This is a genomic window from Arthrobacter sp. GQ119, assembly GCF_059759125.1.
In genome coordinates this window covers 1-12675 of the sequence record NZ_JCAXEA010000005.1, presented here as the reverse complement: position 1 = coordinate 12675, position 12675 = coordinate 1, and the positions used below count along the sequence as shown (strand labels likewise).

15 protein-coding genes and 1 pseudogene are annotated in these 12675 nt (G+C 65.7%); 8 read left to right on the top strand and 8 right to left on the bottom strand.

The genetic code is table 11. From position 1 onward, the window contains the following. Nucleotides 1-174 precede the first annotated feature (174 nt). Nucleotides 175-621, top strand: coding sequence for a hypothetical protein (locus tag AC6CH3_RS06010; RefSeq protein WP_498131555.1), 447 nt, complete (start codon nucleotides 175-177; stop codon nucleotides 619-621). Nucleotides 622-679: 58 nt separating this feature from the next. On the opposite strand, the gene AC6CH3_RS06005 is transcribed toward AC6CH3_RS06010, so the two are convergent. The 6 genes from AC6CH3_RS06005 to AC6CH3_RS05980 form a co-directional block, all read right to left on the bottom strand. Continuing rightward, on the bottom strand, nucleotides 680-937 hold the full coding sequence (locus tag AC6CH3_RS06005; RefSeq protein ID WP_498131554.1) for a hypothetical protein: 258 nt from the start codon (nucleotides 935-937) through the stop codon (nucleotides 680-682). A 212-nt stretch (nucleotides 938-1149) separates the two neighbouring features. Continuing rightward, the gene (locus tag AC6CH3_RS06000) at nucleotides 1150-1503 is read right to left on the bottom strand and encodes a GNAT family N-acetyltransferase (protein WP_400577479.1); all 354 of its coding nucleotides are present in this window, start codon (nucleotides 1501-1503) and stop codon (nucleotides 1150-1152) included. Further along, nucleotides 1500-2816, bottom strand: a complete 1317-nt coding sequence (locus tag AC6CH3_RS05995) for an acyltransferase family protein (protein WP_498131553.1) — start codon at nucleotides 2814-2816, stop codon at nucleotides 1500-1502. Before AC6CH3_RS05995 ends, AC6CH3_RS06000 begins: the two co-directional genes overlap by 4 nt. Before the next feature lie 108 nt (nucleotides 2817-2924). Then, nucleotides 2925-3800: a class II fructose-bisphosphate aldolase gene (locus tag AC6CH3_RS05990; RefSeq protein WP_498131552.1), complete on the bottom strand. Its 876-nt coding sequence runs from the start codon at nucleotides 3798-3800 to the stop codon at nucleotides 2925-2927. 157 nt (nucleotides 3801-3957) lie between these two features. Beyond that, nucleotides 3958-4860 carry an NAD(P)-dependent oxidoreductase gene (locus tag AC6CH3_RS05985; protein ID WP_498131551.1) on the bottom strand — a complete coding sequence of 301 codons (903 nt, stop codon included), beginning with the start codon at nucleotides 4858-4860 and terminating at the stop codon, nucleotides 3958-3960. Between the two features lie 78 nt (nucleotides 4861-4938). Then, complete coding sequence (locus AC6CH3_RS05980) at nucleotides 4939-6420, bottom strand: four-carbon acid sugar kinase family protein (RefSeq protein ID WP_498131550.1); 1482 nt, start codon at nucleotides 6418-6420, stop codon at nucleotides 4939-4941. Between the two features lie 149 nt (nucleotides 6421-6569). On the opposite strand from AC6CH3_RS05980, the gene AC6CH3_RS05975 reads away from it, so the two are divergent. The 3 genes from AC6CH3_RS05975 (at nucleotide 6570) to AC6CH3_RS05965 (ending at nucleotide 8979) form a co-directional block, all read left to right on the top strand. Next, the gene (locus tag AC6CH3_RS05975; protein WP_494033384.1) at nucleotides 6570-7271 is read left to right on the top strand and encodes an FCD domain-containing protein; all 702 of its coding nucleotides are present in this window, start codon (nucleotides 6570-6572) and stop codon (nucleotides 7269-7271) included. A gap of 91 nt (nucleotides 7272-7362) precedes the next feature. Further along, complete coding sequence (locus AC6CH3_RS05970) at nucleotides 7363-7572, top strand: dodecin (protein WP_078029066.1); 210 nt, start codon at nucleotides 7363-7365, stop codon at nucleotides 7570-7572. Between the two features lie 435 nt (nucleotides 7573-8007). Beyond that, nucleotides 8008-8979 (top strand): aldo/keto reductase, encoded by a 972-nt coding sequence (locus tag AC6CH3_RS05965; RefSeq protein WP_498131549.1) that lies wholly within the window; start codon nucleotides 8008-8010, stop codon nucleotides 8977-8979. A 60-nt stretch (nucleotides 8980-9039) separates the two neighbouring features. On the opposite strand, the gene AC6CH3_RS05960 is transcribed toward AC6CH3_RS05965, so the two are convergent. Both AC6CH3_RS05960 and AC6CH3_RS05955 read right to left on the bottom strand, forming a co-directional pair. Beyond that, complete coding sequence (locus tag AC6CH3_RS05960) at nucleotides 9040-9255, bottom strand: hypothetical protein (protein WP_498131548.1); 216 nt, start codon at nucleotides 9253-9255, stop codon at nucleotides 9040-9042. A 142-nt stretch (nucleotides 9256-9397) separates the two neighbouring features. Beyond that, nucleotides 9398-10150, bottom strand: a complete 753-nt coding sequence (locus tag AC6CH3_RS05955) for a CDP-alcohol phosphatidyltransferase family protein (protein ID WP_498131547.1) — start codon at nucleotides 10148-10150, stop codon at nucleotides 9398-9400. A 119-nt stretch (nucleotides 10151-10269) separates the two neighbouring features. On the opposite strand from AC6CH3_RS05955, the gene AC6CH3_RS05950 reads away from it, so the two are divergent. The 4 genes and pseudogenes from AC6CH3_RS05950 to AC6CH3_RS05935 all read left to right on the top strand — a co-directional run. Next, the gene (locus tag AC6CH3_RS05950) at nucleotides 10270-11100 is read left to right on the top strand and encodes an aldo/keto reductase (protein ID WP_498131546.1); all 831 of its coding nucleotides are present in this window, start codon (nucleotides 10270-10272) and stop codon (nucleotides 11098-11100) included. 145 nt (nucleotides 11101-11245) lie between these two features. Further along, entirely contained in the window at nucleotides 11246-11509 is a 264-nt protein-coding gene (locus AC6CH3_RS05945; protein WP_498131545.1) for a GlsB/YeaQ/YmgE family stress response membrane protein, read from the top strand. Between the two features lie 117 nt (nucleotides 11510-11626). Beyond that, a complete protein-coding gene (locus AC6CH3_RS05940) occupies nucleotides 11627-12127 on the top strand; it encodes a hypothetical protein (RefSeq protein WP_498131544.1) in 501 nt (166 codons plus the stop codon). A gap of 112 nt (nucleotides 12128-12239) precedes the next feature. Next, nucleotides 12240-12675, top strand: a pseudogene (locus tag AC6CH3_RS05935) (HNH endonuclease signature motif containing protein); the annotation flags it as partial.

The following is a 12675-nucleotide window of genomic DNA, read 5'->3' as shown; positions in this document are numbered from 1 at the left end:
GATGAAGGGCGCTCCCTCAGGCTCCGCCCCAGCCTCCGCGCCAGGCCCGTGCCACAGGACAAGGGCCGCATTCGCTGCCATGGCCGCCGGCAGACCTCCGGAGTAGAGTTCGTTGCAAGGTTGCCAACAGTCCTGTGCACCGGGGCAACCCGTGCACGGCGGGAAGCAGGGGATATGTCCGACGCCGGTTCTGACCCGATCAACTTCAGGGAGATTGATGCGCGCGGAAACCCTTCCCGCTATGGCCGCGAGCATGCGGGCAGCGGACCCGGCACCGGCAGCTACAGCCCGGGAAGGCGCCAATGGGGCGCGGCGGAGACCGACGCGGCGGGGCAAAGCAGGCTGAACGTCAACCCATTCATCGTCATCCTCTGGGCAGTCGCCATAGGTCTGATCATGGCTGCATTCGGGGCATTCACGGTTGCCCAGGAAGTGCTTAACTCACCAGGGTCAACAGAGTCCACGCCAGTGGGCTACATGTGGATGACTTTCGCACCCTTCCTGCTGTTCGCCGGGCTCCTGGGCATCATGGGCCTGCTGTTCTGGCATGCAGGCCAGTGGCGCCGGAACCGGGAAAACCAGTGGCGCCGCGGCCTGGAAGAGGAGCCCCCGCCGTTGTAGCGCGCACAGGTTTGCAGCGCAGGCGCGTGGCGGGCCGTATTGCTAGCTGGCCGGGACCTCACGGCCCGCTGACCCGGGGGGTGCCCTGCCCGTCGGATTCCGCAGGCTCGGGACAGGCCCCCGTCAGCCGCCGCAACCGCAGTTCATCCCTGACCTGGGCGTACCACGAGTGGGCGCCGAAGGCGGGGCTGGGGGTGTCCAAATGACGGTAGAGCGCGTCCGCCAGTTCGGCGAGCGCCGGCTCCGACATGGCTGCGACTGTCTCTGCCGGGTCGACGGATTCGTCGAGGCAGCGGGCAAGTTCTTCCGCGTTCATCTGGCACTCCCCGCCTTGGCGGGCACGGGGAAATTCGCCTGGGTCAGGCAGCCACCGAGGTCGGGGGTGGCACGTCCTGGATCAAGGTCCGCTCGGGCAAGGGCACGCAGTTTGTGGTTCAAAGAATTCTCCAGGAGAAAGTCCGCAAGCCAACTGCATAGCTCAGCCCGAGCCTACGGAAATGTCGCGGCGGTCACAAGCCTGTGCGCGGTTCAGGTCCCGAGGAGTTTGGGCGCTGCCTCCTCCGGCCAGTCGATGCACTGCGTATAAACCTCATGCTGGCGAAGGTACCGCGCGGTGAACGGGCAGTGGGGAATGATCCTCTTGCCCGCGGCCACGACGTCGTCCAGCGCGAAGTGCACCAGGACGTTGGCGAGCCCCTGGCCCTGGAACTCCTCGGCCGTTTCCGTGTGGATGAAGTCGACGTGCCCGGGCTTGTCCATGAACCGGATATGCACCGCGAGCTTTCCCCCAACGTGCAGCTCGTAGCGGTGGAGTTTATCGTTCCGGAAGGTGCTGACATCCGGGGTGAATTGATCCTCGGTGGATACCGTGTTCTCCGTCATGGTTCGACATTGGCACTTAAAGACCGGGCTGGCAATGCTTCTGCCGCACGCGGCGGCACCCTGCCCAGAAGCAGGACAGCAAGCGTGAAGCAGGCGGCACCGCCGCCCAGGAGGGCCAGCGTCACGCCGTTGAACGCTGCGTCCGCCACCGGGACAAAGACGACGACGGCGGCAGTCACCACAGCGGCACGGGGCCGCGCGCGGGAGTGGGCCGCCGCCGTCGGCCGTTCCTCCAGCCGCCCGAACATGGCGACGACGGGCAGCAGCAGCACGACAACGCCAAGTAGCACCAGCGGCCGCGACCACCACCAGGCTGCGGTGGCGGACGCGGGCTTGGGAAAGTCGGTGAGCAGGAGCAGCCCGGCCATGGCGGCGAGCAGGGGCAGGTGCCAGAGATAGACCGTCATGGCATGCCGGCCGACTGCGGCAACCATCGTCCGGAACCAGGGGACAGCGGCGATCCGGTGCAGCGCCGGCCGGAAAAGCTGCAGGGTGGCGGCCTGGGAAATACCGAGCAGCAGCAGGCAGAAATTGGGTGGGTTCAGATTCACGAGCATGTTGTCCCGGTATAGACCCAGCCCGGTGAGGGTCAGCAGCAGGAGATTGCTGGCCGCGATCAGCCCCACGAGCCACGACCCGCTGCGGCGGGCGAGGAATCCGTCGGCCATGAAGAAGCCGAGCTGCTGCACGGCGCACCACAGGAAGAGCATGTTGACGTAGGCGAGGAGCGGCATGGCACCGCGGAAACAATCGATCGCAATGACGAGCGCTGTGAGTGCCCCCAGCGTCAGCCAGGGCGCCCGCCGGTGGAGCGTGGCCAGGAGGGGGAGGTTCAGCTGCGCGGCGAGGTATGCGGCCAGGAACCAGAGCGGCATCCCGGCCCCGCTGGCCGACAGCTCCACCACCTGGGGATCGACGCCCAGCAGCAGGGCGGCCCAGAGGGCGGCGAACATCACCGCGAGCAGGGCCGATGCAGGCCGGATGAGGCGCAGCAGGCGCGTTTGGGCGAACTCATAGCCCGTGCCTCCGCGGGCCTGCATCCGGCGCCACGACTGCAGCCCGGTGATGCCGCCTGTCACGAAGAACAGCGGCATCACCATGAAGATCCAGATGATCAGCTCAAACCAGTCTTGTTCGGCCAGGGTGTTTTCGGTGGTGACCGTGCCGTCCGGGTGCAGCACGGGGCTCGCCATCATGCAGTGCCCCACCACCACGAGGGCGAGGCAGACGAAGCGCGCCAGGTCGATGGCCAGGTCACGCTCCGGTGCGGCCGTGCCGCCGCCGGACCCTGGCCGCTGCGATGAACCCTCCATGGCGCCCCTCACCAATGCGGAACTGGCGAACGTCGTTTGTCACGTCCATTGTCCGTCCGAGCGGGGCACGGTGCCAGCAGCCGCAGTGCGGCCTTCAGATCAGCGGCGTCAGCGGGTCAGCATGGCCAGCGCGGACGTGGCGAAGTCCTTGGCGGACTCGTTCCAGCGGACCAGCAGGCCCTGAAGGTTCTCGCCGTCCGCCCGGTGCGCGGCGGTCTGCGCCTCCAACGTGGACAGAACACCGGTACGCAGCTCGGTATTGAAGTTGACCTTGCCCACGTTCATGGCCGGGGCCTTCGCCAATTCCCCGGCCGGAATGCCGGATGCTCCGTGAAGAACCAGCGGGATGTGCGTGCGCACGGCGATGTCCTGCAGCACGTCCCAGCGCAATTCAGGCTTGCCCTTGTATTTGCCGTGGACGTTGCCCACTGCAACGGCAAGCAGCTGTGCGCCCGTCCTGGCCACGAAGTCCTCCACTTGGGCCGAATCAGTGAGTCCGGCCGAATCGTTCCCGGCAGCGCTGTCATCCGCGCCGGCCCCGAAGGCGCGGTCTTCGTCTCCGGCGAGCCCGCCAAGTTCCGCCTCAATCACGACGTCGGCGCTCCCCCGGGCCTCGAGCGCGGCCCGCACGTCGCGGACGAGGGCAATGTTGTCCTCGTACGGCAGCGACGACCCGTCGGCCAGCACGGAGTCGGCACCGGCGGCGACGGCGGCCGTAATGACCTCAAGGTCGGACGCGTGGTCCAGCTGGACGGCCACGGGCACGGCGGCGGCATCCGCCAGCCCCCGAAGTGCGGTGATGAGCCTGAGGCCGTTGGCAGTGGCGGCCGTCTTGGGTGCCACCAGCAGAATGACGCCGCGACCGGCCTCTTCGGCGGCACTGACCACAGCGAGGGCCGTGGTGAAGTCGTAGCAGGTGAAGGCAGGGACGGCGGAGCTCTGTCGGAGGGCGGATCCGACCAGTTCATCGAGCTGCGCGCGCATTAGAGCGCCGCCCGTTCCATCGGGTCAGGTGCGGTCGGGGCGGCGTTCACGGTGGGTTTCTCCTTCAGGGCAACAGCTGCTGGCCCGCGGCGCGGGCAGTTGGGTGATCGGCGGGCCGACGACGGCGGAGGGGGAACCGCCGTCGTCGGGAGTTCCGTTAAGCGGCAGTCCGCTTGGTGGGGGCCACAACCTTGATCACGGCGGAGTCGTCCGCCGCGGCGAGGCCGTGCGCCTGGCCGAGCAGGTAGAGCTGCTCGGCAGCGGCGGCAACCGGGGTGGCCAGGCCCGCCGAACGGGTGGCCTTGCCCACGATTCCCATGTCCTTGACGAAGATGTCGAGGCGGCTCAGCACCTCGGCGCCGTCCTCGGTGTAGGCCTCGAGGATGCGCGGGCCGCGGTTGGAGAGCATGAAGGATCCGGCGGCACCGGCCTCGAGGGCGGCGAGCGTCTTCGCCTGGTCGAGGCCGAGGGCATCAGCAAGAGCCATGGCCTCGGCGGCGGCGGCGATGTGGATGCCGCACAGCAGCTGGTTCACGGTCTTCAGTGCCTGGCCGTCGCCGGGCTTGTCGCCCACAACAGTCAGGGTGGAGGCGAGCAGTTCCAGGACCGGCCGGGCGGACTCGAGCGCCCCCGGCTCGGCGCCAACCACGATCAGCAGGTCGCCTTCGCCGGCGCGCTTGGGGCCGCCGGACAGCGGCGCGTCAATAAGCGCCACGCCGTATTCGGCCAGCCGCGCGACGGTAGCCGGGATGGCCTCCGTTCCTACGGTGCTGGTGAGGATGACGACGGCACCCTGCTTCAGGACACTTGCCACACCGTTCTCGCCGAACAGGACATCATTGAGCTGTTCGCTGTTGCGGACGGCCAGCAGCAGGGCGTCCGTCTCCTCTGCCGCGGCGCGGGCCGAGGCAAAGGTGCGGACGCCGGCGTCTTCAGCGAGCCGGAGGCGCGGTTCGGCAATGTCGAAGCCGTGGACGGTGAGCTGGGTGGCGAGGCGCGTGGCCATGGGCAGGCCCATCGCGCCGAGGCCAAGGACGGTGACTTTGTAGTTCGAGGTCATGGTGTTCTCCATTGAAGTGTCTAGAGCTGTGCGGCTGCTGGAGCCAGTCGAAATCACGGCCTTAGCCGGCACGTGACGTTAGAAGGTGCTGCTGAGCTTGCGGGTGACCTGGGCCAGGGACTCGTCGTCGCCCACGTTGCCGGCGAACACGATGTAAGGAATGCCTTTGGCGGGGCCGTCCACCGGCTCCCACAGGCTGACAATGCCCGGCAGCATCGGCCCGCGGACGATCGCGTGCCGGATCTCCAGACCGTGTGCGGCCACGTCCGAGGACGTGATGCCGCCCTTGGCAATGACGAACCGCGGCGGGAACGTCTTCAGCGTCCGGTTCACCACCGCGACGACGGCGGCCGAGACCGTGCGCGCGATCCGCAGGCTTTCGGCGGGGTCCTCCGTCTTGATGAGCAGGCGGCTGGTGTGGACGATGACGTCACCACTGTGGAGGGCCTCGACGACGGCGTCAACCGTTTGGTCCAGGTACACGTCTGCGGCATCACCCAGCAGCTTCTCGACGTCGATCTCCACAATGCGGGCCGCGCTGTGCTGATCCGTCAGCACCTTCAGCTGGCGCGTGGTGACGCCCACGTGCGAGCCGACGACGATCAGGCCGCCTGCCTCCGACGGGACGTTCCCGGCATAGGCCTCGTCACCGGTGAGCGCGGTCCGGATGTCCTGGCCGATGCGGGCACGGACGAATGGCGGGCCAACGCGGTAAAGGAGCTTCTTGCCCCGGCGTTCCGCTTCCTCCAGGCCGAGCGCGAGGGCGCGCAGGTCGTTCTCCGTGACGATATCCGCAACGATGGGAGTGGACGCGGTGGCGGGTTCGATCGCGTCGGCAATGGCCTTCGCGGAAACGTCCGCATCGCCCGTGGCGGCACCTGCCCGGATGATGTTCAGGTCCAGCACGATGACGGAGCCAGCGGCGAAGCGGCCCTGCGACTTCTCCTCGACATACTTGGCCATGTCCGAGTTGGCGAAGCCGAAGGTCGCATCCTTGGCGAATTCCGTCTCCGCCACGGGAGTGAGCCCGCCGGCGTCGTTTCCGGTGCCGCGCATGTAGTGGACACCGCCGATGGTGACGCGTCCGGCGTCGGGGAAGGCCGGGACAATGACGACGCCGTCAGTCGCGTCGCCGCTCTCGCCGGCCACGGTGGCGGCAATAACATCGGGTTCAAGCGGGAAGTGCCCGCGAAGTGTCGAGTCGCTGCGGCTGACGAAGCTGAGGCGGATTTCCCCCTCACCGTTCCGGGCGGCAGCGAGGGCGTTCCGGACGATTTCCTCATTGCGCGCGGCTGCTTCTGCCGGGTCCAGGCTCCGCGTGTTGGTCAGCACGTAGACGGCGGCCTTGCCTTGATGAAGAGCCCAGGTGAAGTCCTCGATTGCCCAGCGGGTGAGCACGGGCAGGTCAGAGACTGACTGCGTACCGGTGGGGTCGTCGTCGAGGACCACCAGGACACGGGGCGTCGTTGCGGCCGAAGCCGCGACAGCGCTGGCCACCTGCTGCGCCGGGATCTCGAGTTCCGCCGGGTAGGCGGCCAGGATGTCTGCTTCAAGGGGCACTGTGCACTCCGTTGTGTTCGAAACTATGTTGCTGATTAGCTTTATCAGATGTCAGACATCTGTCGTTTGAGTGCTAGTGTGGCATATAGCACAGCACGCACGCAAGTAGACTTGTCAGACATATAAATTAGAAGCGCTGATTGGGGAAAATGGCACGGAAATCACTGGTGGGCGTCGTAGCCGACGAACTCCTTGACCGCATAATTGCCGGCGAATTTCCGCCGGGTGCCAGCGTGCCTGGCGAGCTGGAACTCAGCGCCCGGCACGAGGTCAGCCGGATGACGGTCCGCGAGGCGATGAAGACGCTCGAGGCGCAACGCATCCTTAGCGTTGAGCGCGGCCGCGGCACGTTTGTGAACCCCCTGAACCGCTGGTCGTCGCTGGAGGCGGTGCTTCGCGCAGCGTCGGAGGGACAGAACGGTCCGGCTGCGGCTATCCAGCTCATTGAACTCCGTAGAATGCTGGAAACGGGCGCCTGTGAACTTGCGGCTCAGCGCATCACCGATGCCGAGCTCGAGGACCTCCGCGCCCGCGTGGAGGAGATGCGGGAAGCCCACCAGGCCGATGACCTGCCCCGCTTCGTTGCCGCAGACCTCGCGTTCCACGACCAGATTTTGCAGGCTTCGGAGAACGTCTTCGTGGCCGTTCTCTTCGAACCGCTGCACCGCGTGCTGGAGAAGCGCCGCACGGAAACCTCGAAGGTTCCGGAGATTCAGGAGCACGCCATCGGCCACCACCAGAACATCTTCGAGGCCTTGGCTGCGCGCGATCCCCTGCGGGCGCGGGCTGCGATGGACGCCCACATGCAGCAGACCCTGGACGATCTCAGAAGCTACGTCCTGGAAGCCTGACCCCCAATAACCTAGTCCCGGGACCCTCCTTCCGATACTCTGCAGGAACGGCCAGCGGCCGGGTAACCGCAGACGATCACGAGGAGCGAAGTTGTCTAATCACACCTACAGCATTTCTGAAATTGTCGGAACCTCGACCGAAGGCGTGGACGCTGCCGTCCGCAACGGAATAGCCGAAGCCGCCAAGACCCTGCGGAACCTCGACTGGTTTGAGGTCAAGGAGATCCGCGGCCACCTCGACAACGGCCAGGTTGCAGACTGGCAGGTCACCATCAAACTCGGCTTCCGGCTGGAGCGCTAAGGGCGCCCCAGCCGTTGTTCAATCCGCCGGTCCAGGCGGACGCTGCTGCAGCCTGCGGCCTTAGGATTCCTGGCCCGCGGACCGGCGACGCCATACGGTGGGTGCTCCCTGGTAGACAGGGAGCACCTGGCCTTCAAAGAATGTGTGCACGTCCTGCGGCGACTCCTCCGGGGACCATACGCCGGAGGCCGGGCAGTGGGTTCCTGTTGAAGCTGACGGCGCCTGTCGCGCCCTGAGCAATGCGATGCGTTTCATCGTTGAATCTCATCCTTGGTGGTCGAAGTAGTTCTCCTCCAAGGCTAGGAAGGCACCGGCCGTGGCCCAATGGGCGGATGGCCAGAATCCCCTCCCCCGTCTGGGCAGCAGCACAGCCTTGCTCCAAACAGGTTTCGCTCCGCCGCCACTTTGGGTGGAGGTCCACGTTAGGGAAAATCCATGCAGTACACCCATCTGGGACGCTCCGGGCTGAAAGTCTCCAGGCTTTGCCTGGGCACCATGAACTTCGGGCCGCAAACCGACGAGTCCGCAGCTCACTCGATCATGGATTCCGCGCAGGACCAAGGCATCAACTTCTTCGACACTGCCAACGTTTACGGCGGTGCAGGGCACAGGGGCTGGACCGAGGAAATCATCGGCCGCTGGTTCGCCAAGGGCGGCGAGCGGCGCGAACGGACCGTTCTGGCCACCAAGGTCTACGGCACCATTACTGACCGCCCCAACGAGTCCAGGCTCTCGGCACTCAATATCCGCAAGGCGCTCGACGCCAGCCTGAAGCGCCTGCAGACGGACTACGTCGACCTTTACCAGTTTCACCACGTAGACAGGAGCACGCCCTGGGACGAAATCTGGCAAGCCATCGAGGTGGCGGTGCAGCAGGGCAAGATCCTCTATTCCGGCAGCAGCAACTTTGCCGGCTGGCACATTGCCCAGGCACAGGAGGCCGCGGTCCGGCGCAACTACACCGGCCTGGTCAGCGAGCAGCCCATCTACAACCTGCTGACACGCAACGCGGAGCTGGAAGTTATTCCCGCCGCAGGGCATTACGGGCTGGGTATCATTCCCTGGTCACCCCTGCATGGCGGCCTTCTCGGCGGGGTGCTCAAGAAGGAACGAGACGGCGTCAGGCGGCTTGAGGGGCGCGCGCTGGAGACCCTGAAGAAGCACCGGGACCAGGTCCGGGACTACGAGGACTTCGCAGAAGAACTCGGTAACGAGCCCGGTGACGTCGCCCTCGCGTGGCTCCTGCACCAGCCGGCCGTGACCGCCCCGATCGTTGGCCCCCGCACGCAGGACCAGCTGGACGCCGCCATCCGGTCCCTGGGCATAACTCTCAGCGGGGACGCCCTCAAGCGCCTTGACGGCATCTTCCCGGGATACCTCACGGCTCCCGAGGACTACGCATGGTGACAGGCCCCGCCCGCCCCGCGACACGACTCAGCGCGGCCGACTCCCTCGGACGGGCGCAGCTCACTCGGGCGGCGAAGCCGGGCGCTGCGGGTCCTCCAAGGCCGGCTCGTCGGGCAGGCCATCCGGCCCCGTGGGTGGTCCCGGGGTGACCTGGGGAGGAACTGCCGGCTCCTCCGGCGGCGGGTCCTGTTCCGGATCAAAGGGAAAGCCCTGCGGGGCGTTCTGCTGCTGATCCTCCGGTGCGTCCTGCCTGGATTCGTCGGGCGTTTCACTCATGATCAGGATCCTTTTCTTGTTGGGAATGCCTGTCTGCCAGCGTAGGCTGCGCGCCTGTCCCGGCGCCGGTGTCCCCTGCCGGTCATATCCAACGGTTACCAGCGCGGCGCGCCGTAGTCCAGAGCGTCGAAAACGCCTGCCTTCAGTTGTGAGACCGAGACCGCGACGCGAACTGGCTGTCGTGGCGTAGGTGCTTCCGCTCAAGCTCCACGATGTCCCGCCCGAACGACGCCGTCAACACAGCGAACGCCAGGGCCAGGGCGGCAAAGCCGATTTCCTCCGGCATGCCGGGCATCAGCGCCAGCAGGAAGGCAATCGGTTGGTAGGGGCCAATGACCTTGCGCAATCTGCTCGCCCCCAGCTTCCCCCTCAGGGCAGGCCGGAACCAGCCGGCTGCTGTGAACAGGTACCACATCAGACCGATGGCAATGACCCACGGGCCGTGGCTTCCTGCCGCTGCGCACGACAGAACGAGAACCAGGGCCGCATCGGTTTGTACATCCAACTTTGCGCCTGCAGGGGACGCGCAGCCAAAATACCGGGCCACTGCTCCATCCACCGCATCAAGCACGAACGCCAAGGAGCCGACGGCGATGAACAGGAGACCAGGCGTCCTGCCGCCGATGATTATGGCGGCAGCCATGGCTGCGCAGCATGCCACCAGGACTGCACGGACCAGCGTCACGCGATCCGCGGGCGTGATCAGCGGTGGCCTGCGTCCAAGAATTGTGAAGGCCGCGCTTCCCATGACTGCAGCCCCGGCCAGCAGCTCTGCATACACGAGCGGTCCTGTTTCGCCGTAGGCGACGGCCATAAGCCACGTACCGGCCACCAGAAAGGCAGCCATCGTTATTGCCGCATCCCTCTGCACGCGGCGCCTGGTTGGGAGCTCCATCTGCCACCTCGCGCTCATCGTAACAAGCGATGGCCGAAGGGCAACACAAGCGGCGGGCCCCCGTCCGGACGTGGGCAACGGCCCTGTGCAAAAGGCTGCTGATAGGAAAGACTCTTGGCATGGCACTCTCACCGCTTATCGAGCTGAACGACGGCCACCCGATACCGCAAATCGGGCTTGGCACCTGGCCTCTGAACGATCGCGAGGTGGCGGACGCCGTCGTCCATGCGGTTGAAGCCGGGTACCGCCATATCGACACTGCCGTGAAATACGGCAATGAAGCGGGGGTTGGTGACGGAATCCGAAGGAGCGGCCTGAACCGCGAAGAGTTCTTCGTGACTACCAAACTTGATGGTGACTACCAGGGCGATGACCGGGCTGTGGCCGGGCTGGAGGGCTCTCTAAAACGGTTGAAGATGGATTACGTGGATCTGCTGCTTATCCATTGGCCCCTCCCACGGCGCGGGGAATTTATCTCCACGTGGAAGACCTTCGAACGGCTGCAGGCGGACGGCAAGGCCCGCTCGATCGGTGTGTCGAATTTCAAGCCATCCCACCTGGAACAGCTCATGTGGTCCGCGGACGTGATTCCCGCGGTCAACCAGATCCAGCTCAACCCGTCGGTCACCCGATCGGCCGATTGCGCCTACCATGAGCACCACCGCATCGTCACCGAATCATACAGTCCGCTGGGAGCGCATTCGGGCCTGCTGTCTGCCCCGGTGCTGAACCGGATTGCCAGTAAACACGGCAAAACGGAGAGCCAGGTCGTGATGCGCTGGCACGTTCAGCAAGGCCTGGTTGCCATCCCCAAGTCCGCCGATCCGCAACGGATGAAGGAGAACATTGACGTCTTTGGGTTCGCCCTCGACGCGGAGGACCTGGCAGCCATCGACACGCTTGATGAAGGGCCAGAGGCGGGCGTAAATTCCGACGTACAGGGCCACTGAGAACTGCGGACCGGCCCGGGCCAAAGGAGGTTGCCTCGAGAACCAACTGGCAGAAAAATAGTAAGCATGTTTAGTATTGGGGAGAAGGACGAAGCGTACCCGGCATACCGGGTGCCTCCTTTATGAGGAAGAAGGAACGATAAAAATGGGTTTTTTCGCATTTCTGATTCTGGGCCTCATTGCCGGAGCCATTGCTAAGGCGATCCTCCCGGGCCGACAGGGCGGCGGCATCCTGATAACACTGCTGCTTGGCGTTGTCGGAGCAATTCTCGGTGGCTGGATCGGCAGCGCACTCTTCGGGGTGGGAATCAACGAATTCTTCTCGCTGTCCACGTGGCTGCTGGCCATCGGCGGGGCGGTCATCGTCCTGCTGGTTTACGGCATGATCACCAGGCGCAGCGTCCGCTAGCCGGAGCGCGCTTGGAAGGCGGCCCCGGGACTTTACCCGGGGCCGCCTTCATAGCCGATGCCTTTGCTACGCGAATTTTCACTTCGTACATATCCCTCTCAAGAGCAGGAGTTCATCATGAAATCCAAACTTCTCTTCGGCGCCGGAATAGCTGCGGGCTACGTTCTCGGATCGAGGTCCGGCCGGGCAGCGTACGACACGCTCAAGGCCCGTGCGGCCAGCATCTGGGACAGCAAGCCTGTTCAGGAGAAAGTCACTGCTGCCACGGAGGCGGTCAAAGAAAAGGCGCCTGAGGTGGGCGATCAGCTCTCCGAAGCTGCACGCCGCGCGGGGACGGTCCTGAGCTCGGCCATGCACCGCGACTCGTCGAAACACGACACCACAACGGGCGTCACTGCCGCCAGCGGCAGCGATTCAGGCAGTAAAGCGTCCGACGGCGGAACTGCAGACAGTGCGCATGTTCCGGCCCACAGCACGCACCCGGAAACGGTAAATCTCGGCACGTCGGACGTGGAGTCCGATCCTGCCCTGAATGATGCCGCCGGCCAGGACTGGTCTGACGAAGGTGGCGCCACTAAAGCAGGTGCCGCGACCAACGTGGACGCCAAGAGGCCTTAGTCGCCTGGCTGGTACCCGAAGTCGGCACCGATAAATTGTCGGTCCCCTCTGGGACAGTATTCCTATGGAAGCCATTGGGGGTCGCAGCACAGGCACAGCGGGGCGGACAGGAATGCCCGCCCCGCTTGCTGGCCTGCTGCGCAGCGTTCCCCACTCGGGAGCACCAACTCCTGATCCATATTCCGGCACCGCCGTTGCGGACACTTTTTCGTCCGACGGCGGTGCTTCCGCTAATCTGCACGCCTGCCTCGCGCTGGTGGAATCGGCGGTGGAGTCCGCACCAGAGGAACTGGCCGCGGCCGGTTTCGGGGACGCTGCGGATTTCGCCGGCCTGGCGGAGGAGCTGTCCCGCCGGGTCGAGCACCTCCAGCTGCTCGCCGCCGCCGCGGTCGAGCGGACCCGCACCGCAGCCATCAACACCGCCGGCCCGGCCAGCAAAACCACCGGCTGGACCACCGGCTGGCGCACCGAACCCGGCACCGAACCCACGACAGCGGCTTCCGCTCTCCCGGCCCCGGCCGCCCGGCCGGGGGCGGTGAATCCGGCTA